Below are 19,935 nucleotides of genomic sequence, written 5' to 3'. Positions count from 1 at the left end.
TGTGTCCTCCTCCTATTAACGACGTGTTTTCTTATCGTCAGCTGCGTGACCTTTGTAAGTACGAGTTGGTGCAAATTCACCAAGTTTGTGACCTACCATGTCTTCTTGGATGTAAACAGGAACGTGTTTACGTCCATCATAAACTGCGATAGTGTATCCGATGAAACTTGGGAAAATCGTTGAACGACGTGACCAAGTTTTAATTACTTTTTTCTTTTCGTCATTTGCTTGAGCTTCAACTTTTTTCATCAAATGCTCATCGACGAAAGGTCCTTTTTTAAGACTACGTCCCATTTTGTAGTTTTCTCCTTTAAATTAAATGTACCACAGCGGCTTGCGCTGAGCGCTACCGAGTTGGCGGATAATATGTGCTAAGCAACTAAATTATTTTTCGTTACGACGACGAACGATAAGTTTGTCAGATTTAGCTTTCTTGTTACGAGTTTTAAGACCAAGCGCAGGTTTACCCCATGGAGTAGATGGCGCTTTACGTCCAACTGGTGCTTTACCTTCACCACCACCGTGTGGGTGATCGTTAGGGTTCATTACAGAACCACGAACTGTTGGGCGAACACCTTTCCAGCGATTACGACCAGCTTTACCAAGGTTGATAAGTGATTGTTGTTCGTTACCGACAGTACCGATTGTTGCACGACATGTACCAAGAATCATACGAACTTCGCCTGATTGAAGACGAACAAGCACGTATTTACCTTCTTGACCCAAAACTTGAGCAGAAGCACCAGCGGCACGGATAAGTTCAGCACCTTTACCTGGTTGAAGCTCAATGTTGTGGATAACTGTACCAACTGGGATGTTTGCAAGTGGAAGAGCGTTACCAATCTTGATATCCGCATCTGGACCTGAAACGATACGTTGACCTACTTCAAGACCTTTAGGTGCGATGATGTAAGCTTTAACCCCGTCAGTGTAGTGTACAAGAGCGATATTTGCAGTACGGTTTGGATCATATTCAACAGTTTTAACAACTGCTTCAACGCCATCTTTATTACGTTTGAAGTCAATCAAACGGTAGTGACGTTTGTGTCCGCCACCTTGGTGACGTACAGTAATACGACCGTTGTTGTTACGACCAGCTTTGTTCTTAAGAGAAACAAGCAATGATTTTTCAGGAGTGCTTGTAGTGATTTCTGCGAAATCCAAAGAAGTCATGTTACGACGGCCATTTGTCGTTGGTTTATAAACTTTAATACCCACGTTAATTTCTCCTTTGATTATTCAGCTTCAGCTGCAAACAACTCGATTGCTTTTGAATCAGCTGTAAGAGTGATGATAGCTTTTTTAGTTTTTGAAGTGAAACCAGTGTAACGTCCAACACGTTTTTGTTTTGGCTTAACAGTTACAGTGTTCACGCTAGCAACTTTAACACCTTCAAATGCAGCTTCAACTGCTTGTTTGATCAAGAGTTTGTGTGCACGTGTATCAACTTCGAAAGTGTATTTTCCTGCTTCAAGAGCAACCATAGATTTCTCAGTGATAACAGGTTTTTTGATTACGTCATACAAATTCATTATGCAAGAACCTCCTCGATTGATGAGATAGCTTCTTTAGTAACAAGAAGTTTATCTGCGTTTACGATGTCAAGTACACTTGCAGTTGCAGGAGTTGCAACAGTTACGTTTGCAAGGTTACGAGCTGAAAGTTCAGCGAATTTGTTTCCTTCTTCAACGATAACAAGTACTTTTGAATCGATGCTAAGAGCTGAAAGAACTTTTGCGAATTCAGCAGTTTTTGGAGCTGCAAATGAAAGAGCTTCAACTGCTACAAATTTATCTTCTGCAACTTTAGCTGAGTAAACAGATTTCAATGCAAGGCGACGAACTTTTTGTGGAAGTTTGTATCCGTATGAACGTGGAGTTGGTCCGAAGACAACACCACCGCCACGCCATTGTGGTGAACGGATAGAACCTTGACGAGCACGTCCAGTTCCTTTTTGACGCCATGGTTTACGTCCACCACCTGATACTGCTGAACGGTTTTTAACCGCATGAGTACCTTGGCGAAGGCTAGCGCGTTGGCTGATTACGACATCAAATACTACTGATTCGTTTGGTTCGATACCGAAGATAGCGTCGTTAAGTTCAACTGAGCTAACTTCTTTACCAGTTTGGTCAAATAGTTTTACGTTTGCCATTTTTAACTGATTTCTCCTTTCTTATTATTTAGCAGCTTTAACTGCTGATTTGATAGTGATAAGAGATTTCTTAGCACCTGGTACGTTACCTTTGATGAGGATAACGTTTTTCTCTGGGATAACTTGTACAACTTCAAGGTTTTGAATAGTCACACGGTTGCCACCCATACGTCCTGCCAAGTGTTTGTTTTTGAAAACACGGTTAGGCGCAACAGGTCCCATTGAACCTGGACGACGGTGGTAACGAGAACCGTGAGCCATAGGTCCGCGTGATTGACCGTGGCGTTTGATAACACCTTGGAAACCTTTACCTTTTGAAGTACCAGTTACGTCAACAACATCTCCAGCTTCGAATGTGTCAACAGTGATTTCTGATCCAACTTCCAAGCCTTCAATGTTTTTGAATTCACGAATGAAGCGCTTAGGAGCTGTGTTAGCTTTCGCTACGTGGCCTTTGGCAGGTTTGTTGCTCAATACTTCGCGTTTGTCGTCAAAACCAACTTGAACTGCTTCGTAACCGTCTGTTTCAACAGTTTTAACTTGAAGCACAACGTTTGGAGTAGCTTCGATGACAGTAACAGGGATAAATTCACCTGCTTCAGTGAAGATTTGAGTCATTCCCACTTTTTTCCCTAAGATTCCTTTTGTCATGAGAAAATATTTCCTTTACTTTATTGTATTTCAAAAAGTTTTTTATGAGCGTTTTTTATGCTCAAAAAAGTTTTTAACGAGCGTTTTTTATGCTCAATCAAATCAAGCCTTAAATTAAAGTTTGATTTCTACGTTCACACCACTTGGAAGATCAAGTTTCATCAAAGCGTCAACTGTTTTTTGAGTTGGGTTGATGATGTCAATAAGACGTTTGTGTGTACGCATTTCAAATTGTTCGCGAGAATCTTTATATTTGTGAGTCGCACGAATAATTGTGTAGAGACTACGTTCAGTTGGAAGTGGAACTGGTCCAGCAACTGTCGCACCTGTGCGAGTTGCAGTTTCTACGATTTTTTCTGCCGCTGTATCAAGCGTACGGTGTTCGTAAGCTTTCAAACGGATACGAATTTTTTTGTTTGCCATTTTTTCTCCTCTTTCGTCTATTTAAGATAATAGGCTAGCTCCTCAAGAAAACCAACACGGATTGCGTGGCAGTGCAACCAGGCGTGTCGCAACCTCTTGTATCATAGCTAAGCGCTGTATTTACAGCACCATAATATAATAACAAAAGAACCCACTCATTGCAAGGCTTTTTTTAAATTTTTCCTTTTTCTTCCTTATTTTTAACAAAATCAAAAATCCATCCTTTAGATTGGATGGATTGTCGCATTCTTAACTGTTCTGTTCCTTATAATCATATCCCATGTGCTCATAGGCTTTAGCCGTTGCGACACGTCCTGTTCGTGTACGCATAATAAAACCTTTCTGGATAAGGTAGGGCTCATACATATCTTCTACCGTCTCTCGCTCTTCAGCAATATTCACTGACAAAGTACCTAGGCCAACGGGTCCTCCCCCATACATTTCAATCATAGTTCGGAGAATTTTTTGGTCAACATAGTCTAGTCCTTCGCGATCCACATCCAACATCGTCAATGCCTTATCCGCAATCTTATCATCAATGATGCCATTACCCATAATTTGTGCGTAATCCCGCACGCGCTTAAGTAGACGGTTGGCAATACGTGGCGTCCCTCTACTACGACGAGCTAATTCCAAAGCGGCTTCTGGTGTTATGGTCATTTCAAAAATTTCCGATGTTCGTTCTACAATTTCTGTCAAATCAGGTAACTCGTAATATTCCATATGACCATTAATCCCAAATCGAGCCCTCAAAGGATTTGACAACATACCTGCTCGTGTAGTTGCCCCGACCAAGGTGAAAGGAGGTAACTCAAGATGGACACTACGACTCGTCTCACCAGCACCAATCATGATATCAATATAGTAATCTTCCATGGCACTATAAAGAACTTCTTCAACTGCCATTGGCATCCGATGAATCTCATCAATAAATAAGATATCTCCTGGCTCTAGGTCATTGAGTATAGCAACCAAATCACCAGCTTTTTCAATAGCGGGTCCAGATGTTTGTTTCAAATTAACACCCATCTCATTAGCAATGACAAATGCCATAGTTGTCTTACCTAAACCTGGAGGCCCAAACAAAAGAGTGTGATCCAAGGCCTCATCACGAAGTTTTGCTGCTTCTATAAATATTTTTAATTGATCTTTAACCTTGTCTTGACCAATGTATTCCTTAAAATATTGAGGACGAAGGGTACGCTCAACATACTCTTCATCTCCTAATAAATCATTATCTAATATTCTTGCCATAGGCTTATTTTAGCACAAAACAAAAAACGCAGTCAAAATTTGTCATCAAAAAAAGAAGACAGATGCTGCCTTCTCTTTATATCATTTTTTACCACCTTTAACTGGCGACTTATCAGCTTGGGCAATGGCCTCTTTAATCGTATTGGTATATAATTTAGCACCACGGTTAATAGAGTCACTATCGGAGCCAAAGTGCACACCATCTGTGCCATTCCAAATAGAAATATTGTCCTTAGCCACTTGGTACCAATCAGCAACCGTTACAAAGTCGTATTTCTTAGCCATCTCCAATTCATACTTACGTAACTGAACCAAAGATGCAGCTTCACTTCCAGACTTACTACCATTATATGGTGTCACAAAGATGATATGGTGACCTTTAGGTAGATTTTTAATCATTTTATTAATAACCCCTTTATAGTCATCAATCTCATTAACACCACCAGCAATAACAACATCCTTGGCAAGTGCATTACTATCTGCATAATTCTTAAGCAAATCATTGATTGTTGATAAGTTACGGCTGACAACTGCATCCATATAGACGTTATCAATTTTCGATTCAATCTGATCCTTTGACCTAAGCGCAACAGAATCCCCTAGAATTGTCACTCCCTTATTAACACCAAAAGAAGTAGCCTGACTATGTTCCGCATTAGCACGCGTTAATTTCATCTTAGTCTGAGCTTGCGATAAACCATTGGCTTGTAAATCTTTTTCAAAGTTCCCAACAGCTGGTGCAAAGAGCGAAATCAGTACCGTAATCAATGTGAGCCCACTAAAGACATAAAACACAACATTGCGATAAGGCGACAAATCCAAATCTATACCAAAAAGATTCGCTTTTCTTCCTGCAATAAATGGCTCTATTATATAGTAGGAAAGTGTTGCAAAGACAATTGATAAAATAGTGGTCACTATTACAGCAACAAGATTATTTGTTAATTGACTAAAGATAATATAAAGTGGCCAGTGGAAAAGATAAACACTATAACTAATCTCTGCCAAATAACTAATGACAGCAGGCTCTGATTTCCCAGGCAACTTTTCATGAAGAATACGCGCCGAATAAATCATGACAGATGTAAACAAACTAGCTAAAGCAAAGCCAAATAAATAGGTAAGGCGTTCTTCAAAATGAAGTACTAGTCCTAATAATAATAATAGGGCAAAGCTTCCAACCATATATAGGACTGTCTTTTTCAGATCCCAAAGGCGAATATTTTTCTTGAACCTAGCAGTCGTCTCATGCACACCTGAAAGTGTCGCAAAAAGCGAACCTAAAAAGAAAGGATAAGCATGGGTAATCGATGAGAAGTAGAGACGAGAAAAGCTATCAACAAAGAAAGCACTAATAAACATTGATAAGAAGCTTCCCGCAAAACAAGTAAGCGAAACTATGAAAACTAGCCCTCTAAATTGATTTTGGTGCTTGACACGCTTAGCTAAGAACCAGAGCAAAGCTCCCCAGAGAATGTAGTAGTGAACCTCGATAGCCAGACTCCACGTATGGAGATAAATATGCTGGTTAAACTGATTCTCATAATTTCCTCCGGTCCAAATTTCATAATAGTTAGTCACAAAACCAAGAACAGAGGTGATTTGACGTCCAATACCTGCTATGAAATCATTTCGAACTAGGAGTGCCAAGGGGGTGCAGATAAGAACCATCAATACAAGCGGTGGTACTATCCGGTAAAAACGACGTCGCATAAAACCAAGATAATCAATACGATGCGTTCTAGACACTTCATCAATAAGAAGAGCTGTAATCAGATACCCCGAGAAAGTAAAGAAGACATCAACACCAATGAACCCCCCAGGAAGAACACTTGGGAAGAAATGATAAACAAGAACTAAGAGAAGTCCTGTCACACGAATATAAGAAAACCAGTTAATTCTCATCCTTTAAAAATCCCCTGTTTAAATTTTCCTTTGTAGGTAACTTTATTTTCAGTAGTCAATTTACCTTGACCATCAGCTTGACCAGATTTGAATTCCCCCACATAGGTCCAACCCTCGTGAGATTTGAATGTTCCTTGACCATTAAAGGAACCATTCTTAAATTCACCTGTATAGGTGTCGCCATTATCATAAGTCAGAGTTCCTTGACCATTTAAACGGTGGTTTTGCATTTGACCTTTATAGGTAATTTTAGTCCCATCAACCTTGATAGAGTGCTGTGTTTTTATAGTCACTAAAAACAAGGACAATGCGCAAAGAATAATAACTCCTACTGCGATACGTTCAAATTGATTACGATCAATCTCAATATTTTTAAGATCAATATTTTTAAAATCAAAATCTTTTAATTGTTTAAAATTCATTGTCTATCCTTAATCCATTGTAACCAATCTTGGCAACCTTCCATTACCAATTTGTATGTTTCTTCAAAGTCCCCTGTATACCACGGGTCCGGAACTCCACCAGACCGAAAAAGCTTGATCTTATCATCATAACGTCCCGCAGATAATTGTAAAAGATCATCAACATTTGACTCATCCATTCCTAAAATTAAATCAAAAGATTCAAAATCTAACTGATTAATCTGCTGTGATCTCTTAGAAGGATCAAAAGAAATCGCATATTTTCTTAAAATTTTTTGCGTTCCCTGGTGAACTGGGTTTCCATGTTCCCATGAAGATGTTGCACGACTCTCAATCTGCAAAGCTTCCTCTTGATTAAGTGCTTTCATCACAAATTCTGCCATAGGGCTACGACAAATGCTGCCTAAACAAACAAATACAATCTTCTTCATTATCCACCTCTTGTCAAAGATATTAAGAGATATAGTTACTTATTTTACCACATTGAGAGTCCGCATTTGAAATAATAAAGTAAATGCTCACTCATTTTCATCTAATCAACCCATATTATACCGAAAAACTAATCAAATAGAAAGACTTCTTCCTTATTACTGTCGAAAATTTAGCAAGCACTTTCCCTAACAATTACTGGCCTCTGTCAGCCTTTACTAGGTTTAAGATTCAGAAAAAAAGAACCTATTTTCTAGATTCTTCCTTAATGTGTTATTAAATATTTGACCAGACACTTTCAAGAATATTAGTTTGCTCACGATCTGGTCCTACTGAAAAGGTAGAAATACGTACACCTACCAATTCACCAACACGACGAACATAATTACGGGCATTTTCAGGAAGCTCATCTAAACTACGGCAACCTGTGATGTCTTCTTCCCAACCTGGTAACTCTTCATAGATTGGTTTACAACGTTTCAATTGTTCAAGACTAGCTGGATAGTAATCGATGCGCTTACCATCAAGATCATAAGCTACACAAATTTTCACCGTATCAAGACCTGACAAAACATCAATACAGTTCAAGCTAAGGTTTGTGATTCCTGATACACGACGGCTATGACGCATCACGACTGAGTCAAACCATCCCACACGACGTGGGCGTCCAGTTGTTGTTCCATACTCATGACCAACTTCACGGATGCGTTCACCCACTTCATCAGACAATTCAGTTGGGAATGGTCCGTCACCAACACGGCTCGTATAGGCCTTACATACACCAACCACTTTATTGATTTTAGATGGACCAACACCAGAACCAATTGTAACACCCCCCGCAACTGGGTTTGATGACGTTACAAATGGATACGTTCCCTGGTCAATGTCAAGCATAACTCCTTGAGCTCCTTCAAAGAGAACACGTTTGCCAGCGTCAAGAGCATCATTCAAGATAACAGATGTATCCGTGACATACTGTTTAATTTGTTGGCCGTAAGCATAATATTCTTCAAAAATATCATCGAATGACAGTCCTTCAGACCCATACATCTTAGTAAAGAGACGATTTTTTTCAGCCAAGTTTGTCTTCAAACGTTCAGCAAAGACTTCCTTGTCCAAAAGGTCTGCAATACGAATACCGACACGCGCAGCCTTATCCATATAAGCTGGACCGATGCCTTTATTAGTTGTACCAATCTTATTGTCACCCTTAGCAGCTTCTTGCAGTTGATCAAGTTTAATATGGTATGGCAAGATAACATGCGCACGATCAGAAACACGAAGACTGTCTGTTGACACACCTTCCGCATGAAGATATTCCAACTCTTTGACAAGTGATTTAGGATTGACCACTACACCATTCCCAATAACAGAGATTTTTTCTGGGAAGAAAATACCTGACGGAATCAAGTGCAATTTGAATTTCTTACCATCGATAACAATCGTGTGACCTGCATTGTCTCCACCTTGATAGCGTGCGATCACTTCGGCATCTTGACTTAGGAAATCTGTTATTTTCCCTTTACCTTCATCACCCCACTGGGTACCTACAACAACTACTGATGTCATATTATTTTGATAACGGACAGCTCTACCTTTACGAGACTGTCCCCACCTTTCTTGAAAAACTTCACGGTGGGAATTTCACCCACAAGTTTTGCGTTACAGTTTATTATAGCAGAAAAAAGTCCTTTTGTTCAATGTTGAAAGCGTTTCTTACAAAATATTCTGACAGTTACAGCTAAGATTGCAACTAGTGATTTACTATATCTTTTTAATCTTTCATCTTATATAGACTTACCAGCTATTTATATGAGGAAATCGTTATAATAATTAATTAACCTGCTTCATATAATGATTCAACTGCTTTTGATTCTTTATAACAATTGTTTTGTCAGGATATTTTTTAATAACTGCTTTATATTGCTTTACATATTTATTTGAACGACCATCTAATAAAATCCATTTCATAAACTCAAAGTCAAATTTCTCATTACAGTCCTCTGCCATACTGGGACGTGTATGTCCCCTATATTTTAGATATCGCCTGAAAACCCGAGAGAGACAATTAAATCTGTTAAAGCTGAAATATATAATACAGTCCGCCTCTCTCATGCGTTCTTCATAAAGACAGGTCGAGTAATTCCCTTCAATAATCCAATCACTTTGTAGCATGAATCTTGATATATCGTTAGCCATTTCATCAATTGTCCGCTCTTGCCAATTTGATGTGAAATGAATTTTATCTAAATGGAGTACATCACAATTGTAATGTTGACCTAAAAAACTAGCCAAAGTCGACTTTCCAGAACCACTATAGCCGATGATTGCTATTTTCAACACCTGTCTCCTTTTCAATTTCATTCCTTAACTAATATCATAGCATAAAGTGTACACCTTGCAGAGACATTACCGAAAAGTAATCGCTTCAGACAAACAAAAAAGCCTTAATCTCAAGGCTTTTTCTTATTGTTTAGCTGCCCCCTACAGGGCTCGAACCTGTGACCCATGGATTAAGAGTCCACTGCTCTACCAACTGAGCTAAGGAGGCTGGATGCTGTATTGGTACCGATGATCCACGGTTTGTATTGAACCCGCGACGTAAAAAAAGCAGGTGGGCGACTCGCTACTAACTTAAGTTGCTTCTGGGTGAGCCAGCCTGCACACTGTTAATAGACCTCTGTCTCCCGATAATACAAAAATTAGTCGGTCAACACTTATATGTGGATTCGTATACCACAGCAATTTCTATGCTCCTATAATACCACTTTTGAAAATTATTGCAAGAGGAAATGTCAATTTTTTTGCAATCGTTTTCGTTAGCACCTATCTCGCTTGTTATTTTGACAGCTTATCAATTCGCTCTTTGTTAGCTCCAAGAGCTCTCTCATATTTCCCAGTCTCATTCGGTTGGAAATAATTGACGTCTCTTAGTTTATCTGGAAGGTATTGTTGCTTAACCCACTTTTCGGGATAAGCATGTGGATATTTGTAATCTTGCGCATTTCCTAGTTCCTTACTTCCTGCATAATGTCCATCTCTCAAATGACGAGGAATCGGTAAATTTCCAGACTTTCTAAGATCTGCCAGCGCAGCGTCCATTGCCACATAGGCCGAATTTGACTTAGGAGATAAAGCTAAGTCAATAACCACATTTGCAATCAAAATACGTGCCTCCGGAAAGCCTACTTTCTGCGCAGCTTCCAAGGCTGTGACAGTATGAACCTGTGCATCTGGATTAGCTAAACCAATATCCTCGTAAGCAATCACAGTTAACCGACGTGCTAGGCTTGGAAGGTCTCCTGCTTCAACCAAACGTGCTGCATAATGAAGACTGGCATTGACGTCAGAGCCTCGAATCGATTTTTGCAAGGCAGAAAGCACATCATAGTGCCCATCACCATCTTTATCCATGGTGATATAACTACGTTGCAAACTATTCTCAACGGTATCTAAAGTAACATGGCGCTCCCCACCTTCTGAAGGTTGAGTTGACATAACCGCCAAGTCCAAGGAATTGTAGGCCGAACGTAAATCACCATTGGTAGCTGTAGCTATGAAATCTAGAGCATCATCATCTAACTGGACATCAAAATCAAACCCACGTTCTCGATCTTCCAAAACACCCTGAATAGCTACCTTAATATCCGTATTGGAAAGGGGTTCCAATTCAAATATTTGTACCCGACTACGAATGGCTGGAGTCACAGAAAAAAATGGATTCTCAGTTGTAGCCCCAATCATGATAATGTTGCCGTTTTCTAACAACGGCAATAAAAAATCTTGCTTAGCTTTATCCAAACGATGGATTTCATCTAGGAGCAGAACCAAACCACCTGAAAACTTAGCTTCTTCTGCAATTTCCTGCAGCCGTTTCTTGCTATCAACGGTTGCATTAAAGGTTCTAAAAGCAAATTTTGTTGTTCCTGCAATGGCACTGGCTATTGAGGTTTTTCCAATTCCCGGTGGCCCATAAAGAATCATTGAGGACAGCATGTTTGCCTCCACCATACGGCGAATGATTTTTCCTTTACCAACCAAATGCTTTTGACCTATCACTTCTGAAATTGTGCGTGGACGCATACGTAGTGCAAGATTATCTGGCATTTTTTCTCCTCTTTAGGGTTGTCTTTTCATTATAATAAGCATATACTATTTTTTCCTAAAAAGAAATTATAAATTGTTCTTGTCAAACCTAGTTTCTTATGATAGAATGTTTTGGTATGTGGTGCTAGCACATCCGTAATAAATTCTACCTAGGAGGAAAACACGAAATGGCTAAAGTATGTTACTTTACAGGACGTAAAACTGTTTCTGCAAACAACCGTTCACACGCTATGAACAAAACTAAACGTGCCGTTAAACCTAACCTTCAAAAAGTTACTATCCTTGTTGATGGTAAACCTAAAAAAGTTTGGGCTTCAGCTCGTGCACTTAAATCTGGTAAAGTTGAACGCGTTTAATCTTATTGGATATTAAGAGGGATGACTCCAGTCATCTCTTTTTTGTTCATTGTCTTTCCCTTTTGAGTAGACTTATGTTATAATAAAGAACTAACAGATAATTCTTATAGAAAGAAGGTGTCAGTATGGGATTTACAGATGAAACTGTTCGTTTCAACCTCGACGACGGTAGCAAAGATGAAATCAGTAATACTTTGACAAATGTCTACCGTTCGTTGGCAGAGAAAGGTTATAATCCTATCAACCAAATCGTCGGTTATGTTCTGAGCGGTGACCCTGCTTATGTTCCGCGTTATAATGACGCCCGTAACCAGATTCGTAAATACGAACGTGATGAAATCGTTGAAGAACTCGTTCGCTATTATCTTAAAGGAAATGGAATTGACCTCTAATGCGAGTAATGGGACTTGATGTTGGCTCAAAAACAGTGGGGGTTGCTATTAGTGATCCTCTCGGTTTTACAGCCCAAGGCGTCGAAATTGTCAAAATTGACGAAGAAGCTGAAGAGTTTGGTTTCGACCGCCTCGGTGAACTCGTTAAAGAGTATAAAGTAGACAAGTTTGTCGTTGGTCTTCCAAAAAATATGAATAATACTGAAGGCCCTCGTGTCGAGGCAAGCAAAGCTTATGGTAACAAAATTAAGGAAATCTTTGGAATTCCTGTAGATTACCAAGATGAGCGCTTAACAACTGTTCAAGCAGAACGTATGCTGGTTGAGCAAGCAGATGTCAGCCGTGGTAAACGCAAAAAAGTTATTGATAAATTAGCCGCCCAACTTATTCTGCAAAACTACCTCGATCGAATGTTTTAAGAAACTGCAATAGAGTCTGATAGTCCAATGCCAGTCTAGTAAACTCATTGTCGAGTATATTAGCTTTACCTAACTATTTGGCTCTTGCTTCAATAAGGAGAACAATATGTCACACAATCACGATCATAACCATGACCATGAAGTTATTACCTTAGTAGACGAACAAGGAAATGAAACTCTTTTTGAAATCTTGTTAACTATTGATGGCCGTGAAGAATTCGGAAAAAACTATGTTCTTTTGGTACCAGCCGGTGCAGAAGAAGATGCTAACGGAGAGATTGAAATTCAAGCTTATTCTTTCACTGAAAATGAAGATGGTACCGAAGGTGACCTTCAACCGATCCCTGAAGACTCAGATGCTGAATGGGACATGATTGAAGAAGTCTTCAATAGCTTCATTGATGAGAATTAAAAAGTATTGACGAACATACTGAATTGTTTTACCAATTTTGTTCATTGTCTAACTTCTATCAAGTTGACTGAGGGTTTGACAACTATAACAATGCAGGTGAAATCACATCAGTTACTAGGAGAGAGGATTGAGATTTTGTTCTCAATCCTTTTTTAGTAATTATTAATTTAATTTAAGAAATTAGAGAGAAATTGACTAAATAGTATTATCTGATATACTGGAAATAAGACAATCAGGGGATTATTTCCTTTTATTCATAACTTTCCAAATAACAATAAAGGAGTCTAATTGTGAGTCAATATAGCGAAGACAATACTTTACAATCGGGTAGCTATCAGGGCTACCATCGAAGCCACCATCAATCTCATGCAAATGATGAGAAACAAGATGAGAAAATTGAAGTAGCAATTCAAGGGCATACAAATGAATCGAGTTCTTCTCTGAAAGATAAAGCCCCTATAACTGCGATTCCATGGAAGCATAAGAGTCACATTCTCATTCTTAGTCTGATTTTGAGCATTTTTAGCATCTCAGTGCCTTGCTTTACAGACTTTGCAAATAGTATGCAGTCCCAAAACCTTTACATTGCAAAGATGTTTGCCAATGGCAGCCTACCTTACTCTGACTTTTTTACAACGGGTGGCTTCTTCTATTATTTCTTAGTTTCCTTAGCTTTTCGCTTGGGATCAACACTTTGGCTAATTCCCATACAGTTTCTTACCTACTATCTTTCTGGTAGTTTTCTTTACAAGACTGTCATGCACATGACAAGTAAGAAGGAAATTGCTACTTTCATTAGCTTTATTTTCTTCGTAATTAATGGAACGCTTGGTTTTGGCGGCCTCTACCCTATCCAATTCGCAATGCCATTTGTCCTTGGAGCCATTTTCTTCTTGACCCGTTACTTTGCTGGTCACAGTCGTGATGAAGCTTTTATTCTTTACGGATTGGCTGGCACTGCTGGATCCTTCTTTGAAGCGCGAACACTCATTTTTTGGATATTGTCACTAGTGACAATTTTCGTTTACAACCTTGTCAACAAGCACTTTTTCCGTGGTTTTTACCAAGTCCTCTGTATAATTTTTGGTAATATTCTGGTACTGTATCTATGCCTTTACTTTATTTTAAATTTACAGATTACATCAGACTATATCAACCAAGTGTTAATCTATAGCTTTACACATCTTGCTGTAGAAAATAACGACTATCTGTTAACCCTTGTTTATCAAATCTTTGCCGTTCTAGGATCTGGACTACTTATTGGTGCCGTAACTACAGGTAATCATCTTCTTGGCGAAGCTAAAGATAAAAGTATCAAATGGGTACTGCTCATTAGTTTTGTCTTTACAGTAGTTTACAGCTTATTTTCTCGAAGCTTTGGTCTTTACAGTATTCTCAACATAGTACCTTATGGCCTTGTTCTGACTGCGCTTTCGTTAGACGATGCTACTAAAAAAAGAGCTGAACGCACCTCTCACAGACGTCGTAATGTTAGCCAGATTCATGCACTTAAAGTTTTTGGTATTTTCCTCAGTCGAAACTATTTCTTACCAATACTAGTCTTTGCATTTGCTTTTGCTATGCCAATCATCATGTTCCTATTTAATTTAGAAAATAATGCTGAACGCAGTACTGTCGCAAATTATATCGTTAAAAAAACTAAGAAAGACGAAACCATCTACGTCTATGATTCTACAGCAAAAATTTATTTGGATAGCGGTCGTAAATCGGCTTCACAATTTGTTCTTCCAGAACTCAATACAGCAAAATCTAGCCATAAAAAAGCTATCTCGGATACACTTATTCAAGATTCTGCACAATATATCGTTGTCCAAGAAAACACGCGCTTACCTTCCGATGTTAAATCAACGCTTTCTAAGAACTATAAAAAAGTTTCTATGAAGGGGATTGAACGATATACTCTTTATGTTCTAAAATAACTCAAAAAATCAATATATAGTGGTTGGAATAAAAATATACCACAATATATTGATTTTTTTCTGCCTAGTGCTATAATTAGTAGCGAGGTGAATTTTAAATGATAACATTAGAAAAAGAAAAGGTTACTGTCAACCCCGATATCAAAGTCATCAAACGTGATGGACGTATGGTTGCCTTTGATTCAAGTAAGATATATGAAGCTATTCTCAAAGCTAGTGATGCTATTACACCTGTTACACCTCTAATTGAGGTTAAATTGGAGAGTATTGCCAATCGTATTGTGGCTGAAATCAATGATCGCTTTTCTCAAAATGTCAAGATATATGAAATTCAGAGCATTGTAGAGCACGAGTTGCTCTCAGCCAACGAATATGCTATCGCTCAAGAATATATTAACTATCGCACCAAACGTGATTTTGAGCGTTCTCAGGCCACTGACATCAATTTCACCATTAACAAACTCGTCAATAAAGACCAAGCTGTTGTCCACGAAAATGCCAATAAGGACAGCGACTTATACAATACACAACGTGATTTAACCGCAGGAATTGTTGGAAAATCTGTAGGGCTTAAGATGCTTCCTTCACATGTAGCAAATGCCCATCAAAAAGGAGACATCCACTTCCACGATTTAGACTACAGTCCTTACACACCTATGACCAACTGTTGTTTGATTGACTTCAAAGGCATGTTGGCAAATGGGTTTAAAATTGGTAATGCGGAAGTTGAAAGTCCCAAGTCCATTCAAACTGCAACTGCACAAATTTCACAAATCATCGCAAATGTCGCCTCTAGTCAGTATGGTGGCTGTACAGCGGACCGTATTGATGAGTTTTTAGCTCCATATGCTCAATTAAATTATAAGAAGCACTTGGCCGATGCTGAGGTTTGGGTTGCTGAAGATAAACGAGAAGATTATGCACGTGCTAAAACGCGTAAAGATATCTATGATGCCATGCAATCTCTTGAATATGAGATTAATACCCTTTTCACATCGAATGGACAAACTCCCTTTACCTCTCTCGGTTTTGGTTTGGGAACCAACTGGTTTGAGCGTGAAATTCAAAAAGCTATTCTACAAGTTCGTATTTTAGGACTTGGGTCAGAACATCGTACAGCGATTTTCCCTAAGCTTATTTTCACCCTGAAACGTGGACTTAACTTGGAACCTGAGTCACCTAACTATGATATCAAACAGTTAGCTCTTGAATGTGCGACCAAGCGAATGTATCCAGATGTGCTTTCATACGACAAAATTATTGAATTGACAGGTTCCTTCAAGGCTCCTATGGGATGTCGTTCTTTCCTACAAGGGTGGAAGGATGAAAATGGTGTTGAAGTTAACTCTGGACGAATGAACCTTGGTGTTGTAACCCTTAATCTTCCTAGAATCGCTTTAGAGTCTAAGGGTGAGAAGGAAAAGTTCTGGGAAATCTTTGAGGAACGAATGGGAATTGCTAAAGATGCTCTCGTCTATCGAGTTGAACGTGCCAAAGAAGCTACACCTGCCAATGCACCTATCCTTTATCAGTATGGTGCTTTTGGTCAGCGTCTAGGTAAATACGACAGTGTCGACCAACTTTTCAAACATCGCCGTGCAACCGTATCACTTGGTTACATTGGACTTTATGAAGTAGCATCTGTTTTTTATGGTAGCGATTGGGAAACTAATTCAGAAGCCAAGGCATTTACGTTAGCTATCGTTAAAGCTATGAAAAATGCTTGTGAAAATTGGTCGGACGAATATGATTATCATTTCTCTGTTTATTCAACACCATCAGAAAGTTTGACTGATCGTTTCTGTCGCCTGGATACTGAAAAATTTGGTATTGTCAGTGATATTACAGATAAAGAATATTACACCAACTCCTTCCACTACGATGTTCGTAAAAATCCAACACCATTTGAAAAGTTGGAATTTGAGAAAGATTACCCAGAAGCTGGGGCAACTGGTGGATTCATCCATTATTGTGAATATCCAGTCCTCCAACAAAACCCTAAAGCACTTGAAGCTGTCTGGGATTTTGCCTACGACCGTGTCGGCTATCTTGGTACTAATACTCCAATTGATAAATGCTACAAGTGTGACTTTGAAGGGGATTTCACTCCAACAGAACGTGGATTCATGTGCCCTAACTGTGGCAATACAGATCCTAAAACAGTTGATGTCGTAAAACGCACATGTGGTTATTTAGGAAATCCACAGGCACGCCCAATGGTTAAAGGACGCCACAAAGAAATCTCAGCCCGAGTCAAACATATGAATGGCTCAACTATAAAATATGAAGGAAAACATATCTAACATATCATAGGGGATGTTATCACAAACTAGAAGCAGCTGGACGATACCCTCCAACTGCTTTGCTTATTTCATTTTTAGAAAGGAATAGCATGGGAAAATATCAATTAGATTATAAAGGTATGCAGCAAGTGGAACGTTACCACGAAAAAAATGCAACCGTCAAAAATAATAAAAAAGCACGTGTCCAGGCTCTTTTGAAAAAAGCTGGAAAGAAGAAATAAGATGATTTTACGCCGACCAAGTCAAGCAGATAAAGAAGCTATCTTAGAAATGATGGATGAATTTGAAAGAGAGCATTCTGCCCATGACGGTGGATTTTGGAATGCAGACAACTTTATTTATGAAGAGTGGCTAGAAGAAAATTTTCAGGCAGAAGCAGGACTCAATATTCCTGAAAATTGGGTTCCTGCTATCCAGTTGGAATAAAAATATACCACAATATATTGATTTTTTTCTGCCTAGTGCTATAATTAGTAGCGAGGTGAATTTTAAATGATAACATTAGAAAAAGAAAAGGTTACTGTCAACCCCGATATCAAAGTCATCAAACGTGATGGACGTATGGTTGCCTTTGATTCAAGTAAGATATATGAAGCTATTCTCAAAGCTAGTGATGCTATTACACCTGTTACACCTCTAATTGAGGTTAAATTGGAGAGTATTGCCAATCGTATTGTGGCTGAAATCAATGATCGCTTTTCTCAAAATGTCAAGATATATGAAATTCAGAGCATTGTAGAGCACGAGTTGCTCTCAGCCAACGAATATGCTATCGCTCAAGAATATATTAACTATCGCACCAAACGTGATTTTGAGCGTTCTCAGGCCACTGACATCAATTTCACCATTAACAAACTCGTCAATAAAGACCAAGCTGTTGTCCACGAAAATGCCAATAAGGACAGCGACTTATACAATACACAACGTGATTTAACCGCAGGAATTGTTGGAAAATCTGTAGGGCTTAAGATGCTTCCTTCACATGTAGCAAATGCCCATCAAAAAGGAGACATCCACTTCCACGATTTAGACTACAGTCCTTACACACCTATGACCAACTGTTGTTTGATTGACTTCAAAGGCATGTTGGCAAATGGGTTTAAAATTGGTAATGCGGAAGTTGAAAGTCCCAAGTCCATTCAAACTGCAACTGCACAAATTTCACAAATCATCGCAAATGTCGCCTCTAGTCAGTATGGTGGCTGTACAGCGGACCGTATTGATGAGTTTTTAGCTCCATATGCTCAATTAAATTATAAGAAGCACTTGGCCGATGCTGAGGTTTGGGTTGCTGAAGATAAACGAGAAGATTATGCACGTGCTAAAACGCGTAAAGATATCTATGATGCCATGCAATCTCTTGAATATGAGATTAATACCCTTTTCACATCGAATGGACAAACTCCCTTTACCTCTCTCGGTTTTGGTTTGGGAACCAACTGGTTTGAGCGTGAAATTCAAAAAGCTATTCTACAAGTTCGTATTTTAGGACTTGGGTCAGAACATCGTACAGCGATTTTCCCTAAGCTTATTTTCACCCTGAAACGTGGACTTAACTTGGAACCTGAGTCACCTAACTATGATATCAAACAGTTAGCTCTTGAATGTGCGACCAAGCGAATGTATCCAGATGTGCTTTCATACGACAAAATTATTGAATTGACAGGTTCCTTCAAGGCTCCTATGGGATGTCGTTCTTTCCTACAAGGGTGGAAGGATGAAAATGGTGTTGAAGTTAACTCTGGACGAATGAACCTTGGTGTTGTAACCCTTAATCTTCCTAGAATCGCTTTAGAGTCTAAGGGTGAGAAGGAAAAGTTCTGGGAAATCTTTGAGGAACGAATGGGAATTGCTAAAGATGCTCTCGTCTATCGAGTTGAACGTGCCAAAGAAGCTACACCTGCCAATGCACCTATCCTTTATCAGTATGGTGCTTTTGGTCAGCGTCTAGGTAAATACGACAGTGTCGACCAACTTTTCAAACATCGCCGTGCAACCGTATCACTTGGTTACATTGGACTTTATGAAGTAGCATCTGTTTTTTATGGTAGCGATTGGGAAACTAATTCAGAAGCCAAGGCATTTACGTTAGCTATCGTTAAAGCTATGAAAAATGCTTGTGAAAATTGGTCGGACGAATATGATTATCATTTCTCTGTTTATTCAACACCATCAGAAAGTTTGACTGATCGTTTCTGTCGCCTGGATACTGAAAAATTTGGTATTGTCAGTGATATTACAGATAAAGAATATTACACCAACTCCTTCCACTACGATGTTCGTAAAAATCCAACACCATTTGAAAAGTTGGAATTTGAGAAAGATTACCCAGAAGCTGGGGCAACTGGTGGATTCATCCATTATTGTGAATATCCAGTCCTCCAACAAAACCCTAAAGCACTTGAAGCTGTCTGGGATTTTGCCTACGACCGTGTCGGCTATCTTGGTACTAATACTCCAATTGATAAATGCTACAAGTGTGACTTTGAAGGGGATTTCACTCCAACAGAACGTGGATTCATGTGCCCTAACTGTGGCAATACAGATCCTAAAACAGTTGATGTCGTAAAACGCACATGTGGTTATTTAGGAAATCCACAGGCACGCCCAATGGTTAAAGGACGCCACAAAGAAATCTCAGCCCGAGTCAAACATATGAATGGCTCAACTATAAAATATGAAGGAAAACATATCTAACATATCATAGGGGATGTTATCACAAACTAGAAGCAGCTGGACGATACCCTCCAACTGCTTTGCTTATTTC

At 39.0% G+C, this 19,935-nt stretch carries 21 protein-coding genes, 1 tRNA gene, 1 other RNA gene and 1 pseudogene; 9 read left to right on the top strand and 15 right to left on the bottom strand.

The window, feature by feature from the left end:
- Positions 1-15: 15 nt before the first annotated feature.
- The 15 genes from rpsS to QRD39_RS07160 all read right to left on the bottom strand — a co-directional run bounded on the left by rpsS (position 16) and on the right by QRD39_RS07160 (position 11,346).
- Positions 16-294 (bottom strand): 30S ribosomal protein S19, encoded by a 279-nt coding sequence (rpsS, locus tag QRD39_RS07230; protein ID WP_000533765.1) that lies wholly within the window; start codon positions 292-294, stop codon positions 16-18.
- A 90-nt stretch (positions 295-384) separates the two neighbouring features.
- Positions 385-1,218: a 50S ribosomal protein L2 gene (rplB, locus tag QRD39_RS07225; RefSeq protein ID WP_002887506.1), complete on the bottom strand. Its 834-nt coding sequence runs from the start codon at positions 1,216-1,218 to the stop codon at positions 385-387.
- Between the two features lie 17 nt (positions 1,219-1,235).
- Positions 1,236-1,532: a 50S ribosomal protein L23 gene (locus tag QRD39_RS07220; RefSeq protein ID WP_002885771.1), complete on the bottom strand. Its 297-nt coding sequence runs from the start codon at positions 1,530-1,532 to the stop codon at positions 1,236-1,238.
- Positions 1,532-2,155, bottom strand: a complete 624-nt coding sequence (gene rplD, locus QRD39_RS07215; protein WP_002887505.1) for a 50S ribosomal protein L4 — start codon at positions 2,153-2,155, stop codon at positions 1,532-1,534. The genes QRD39_RS07220 and rplD overlap by 1 nt, the downstream gene beginning before the upstream one ends.
- Before the next feature lie 24 nt (positions 2,156-2,179).
- On the bottom strand, positions 2,180-2,806 hold the full coding sequence (rplC, locus tag QRD39_RS07210; RefSeq protein WP_002885755.1) for a 50S ribosomal protein L3: 627 nt from the start codon (positions 2,804-2,806) through the stop codon (positions 2,180-2,182).
- Positions 2,807-2,920: 114 nt separating this feature from the next.
- The gene (gene rpsJ, locus QRD39_RS07205) at positions 2,921-3,229 is read right to left on the bottom strand and encodes a 30S ribosomal protein S10 (RefSeq protein ID WP_002885653.1); all 309 of its coding nucleotides are present in this window, start codon (positions 3,227-3,229) and stop codon (positions 2,921-2,923) included.
- A gap of 249 nt (positions 3,230-3,478) precedes the next feature.
- Positions 3,479-4,483, bottom strand: coding sequence for a Holliday junction branch migration DNA helicase RuvB (gene ruvB, locus QRD39_RS07200; RefSeq protein WP_008536059.1), 1,005 nt, complete (start codon positions 4,481-4,483; stop codon positions 3,479-3,481).
- A gap of 81 nt (positions 4,484-4,564) precedes the next feature.
- Positions 4,565-6,388 carry an acyltransferase family protein gene (locus tag QRD39_RS07195; RefSeq protein WP_285956107.1) on the bottom strand — a complete coding sequence of 608 codons (1,824 nt, stop codon included), beginning with the start codon at positions 6,386-6,388 and terminating at the stop codon, positions 4,565-4,567.
- A complete protein-coding gene (locus tag QRD39_RS07190; RefSeq protein ID WP_002887499.1) occupies positions 6,385-6,810 on the bottom strand; it encodes an MORN repeat-containing protein in 426 nt (141 codons plus the stop codon). The genes QRD39_RS07195 and QRD39_RS07190 overlap by 4 nt, the downstream gene beginning before the upstream one ends.
- Complete coding sequence (locus tag QRD39_RS07185) at positions 6,807-7,241, bottom strand: low molecular weight protein-tyrosine-phosphatase (RefSeq protein ID WP_285956106.1); 435 nt, start codon at positions 7,239-7,241, stop codon at positions 6,807-6,809. The genes QRD39_RS07190 and QRD39_RS07185 overlap by 4 nt, the downstream gene beginning before the upstream one ends.
- A gap of 274 nt (positions 7,242-7,515) precedes the next feature.
- Entirely contained in the window at positions 7,516-8,808 is a 1,293-nt protein-coding gene (locus QRD39_RS07180) for an adenylosuccinate synthase (RefSeq protein WP_002887495.1), read from the bottom strand.
- 264 nt (positions 8,809-9,072) lie between these two features.
- Positions 9,073-9,579, bottom strand: coding sequence for a DNA topology modulation protein (locus QRD39_RS07175; RefSeq protein WP_285956105.1), 507 nt, complete (start codon positions 9,577-9,579; stop codon positions 9,073-9,075).
- 138 nt (positions 9,580-9,717) lie between these two features.
- Positions 9,718-9,790 (bottom strand) — tRNA-Lys (locus QRD39_RS07170).
- Positions 9,791-9,987: non-coding RNA, 6S RNA (gene ssrS / locus QRD39_RS07165), on the bottom strand.
- 90 nt (positions 9,988-10,077) lie between these two features.
- Positions 10,078-11,346, bottom strand: a complete 1,269-nt coding sequence (locus QRD39_RS07160) for a replication-associated recombination protein A (protein ID WP_285956104.1) — start codon at positions 11,344-11,346, stop codon at positions 10,078-10,080.
- A 167-nt stretch (positions 11,347-11,513) separates the two neighbouring features.
- Between QRD39_RS07160 and rpmB the strand changes: the two genes are divergently transcribed.
- The 9 genes and pseudogenes from rpmB (at position 11,514) to nrdD (QRD39_RS07115) (ending at position 19,865) form a co-directional block, all read left to right on the top strand.
- Entirely contained in the window at positions 11,514-11,702 is a 189-nt protein-coding gene (gene rpmB, locus QRD39_RS07155; protein WP_008536053.1) for a 50S ribosomal protein L28, read from the top strand.
- Between the two features lie 125 nt (positions 11,703-11,827).
- Positions 11,828-12,094 carry an IreB family regulatory phosphoprotein gene (locus QRD39_RS07150; protein WP_002885737.1) on the top strand — a complete coding sequence of 89 codons (267 nt, stop codon included), beginning with the start codon at positions 11,828-11,830 and terminating at the stop codon, positions 12,092-12,094.
- On the top strand, positions 12,094-12,513 hold the full coding sequence (ruvX, locus tag QRD39_RS07145; RefSeq protein ID WP_285956103.1) for a Holliday junction resolvase RuvX: 420 nt from the start codon (positions 12,094-12,096) through the stop codon (positions 12,511-12,513). The genes QRD39_RS07150 and ruvX overlap by 1 nt, the downstream gene beginning before the upstream one ends.
- Positions 12,514-12,619: 106 nt before the next feature.
- A complete protein-coding gene (locus QRD39_RS07140; protein WP_002887079.1) occupies positions 12,620-12,925 on the top strand; it encodes a DUF1292 domain-containing protein in 306 nt (101 codons plus the stop codon).
- 290 nt (positions 12,926-13,215) lie between these two features.
- On the top strand, positions 13,216-14,865 hold the full coding sequence (locus QRD39_RS07135; RefSeq protein WP_285956102.1) for a hypothetical protein: 1,650 nt from the start codon (positions 13,216-13,218) through the stop codon (positions 14,863-14,865).
- 98 nt (positions 14,866-14,963) lie between these two features.
- Positions 14,964-17,168 carry an anaerobic ribonucleoside-triphosphate reductase gene (nrdD, locus tag QRD39_RS07130; protein ID WP_285956101.1) on the top strand — a complete coding sequence of 735 codons (2,205 nt, stop codon included), beginning with the start codon at positions 14,964-14,966 and terminating at the stop codon, positions 17,166-17,168.
- Between the two features lie 89 nt (positions 17,169-17,257).
- Positions 17,258-17,389, top strand: a complete 132-nt coding sequence (locus QRD39_RS07125) for a hypothetical protein (protein ID WP_021146612.1) — start codon at positions 17,258-17,260, stop codon at positions 17,387-17,389.
- 1 nt (position 17,390) lies between these two features.
- Positions 17,391-17,588: pseudogene (locus tag QRD39_RS07120) on the top strand (GNAT family N-acetyltransferase); the annotation flags it as partial.
- A 72-nt stretch (positions 17,589-17,660) separates the two neighbouring features.
- Entirely contained in the window at positions 17,661-19,865 is a 2,205-nt protein-coding gene (gene nrdD, locus QRD39_RS07115; RefSeq protein ID WP_285956101.1) for an anaerobic ribonucleoside-triphosphate reductase, read from the top strand.
- The last annotated feature ends 70 nt before the right edge of the window (positions 19,866-19,935 follow it).

It is taken from the genome of Streptococcus raffinosi (assembly GCF_030284685.1).
GTDB classification, from domain to species: Bacteria; Bacillota; Bacilli; order Lactobacillales; family Streptococcaceae; genus Streptococcus; species Streptococcus raffinosi.
This window is presented reverse-complemented; position numbering and strand designations above follow the sequence as displayed.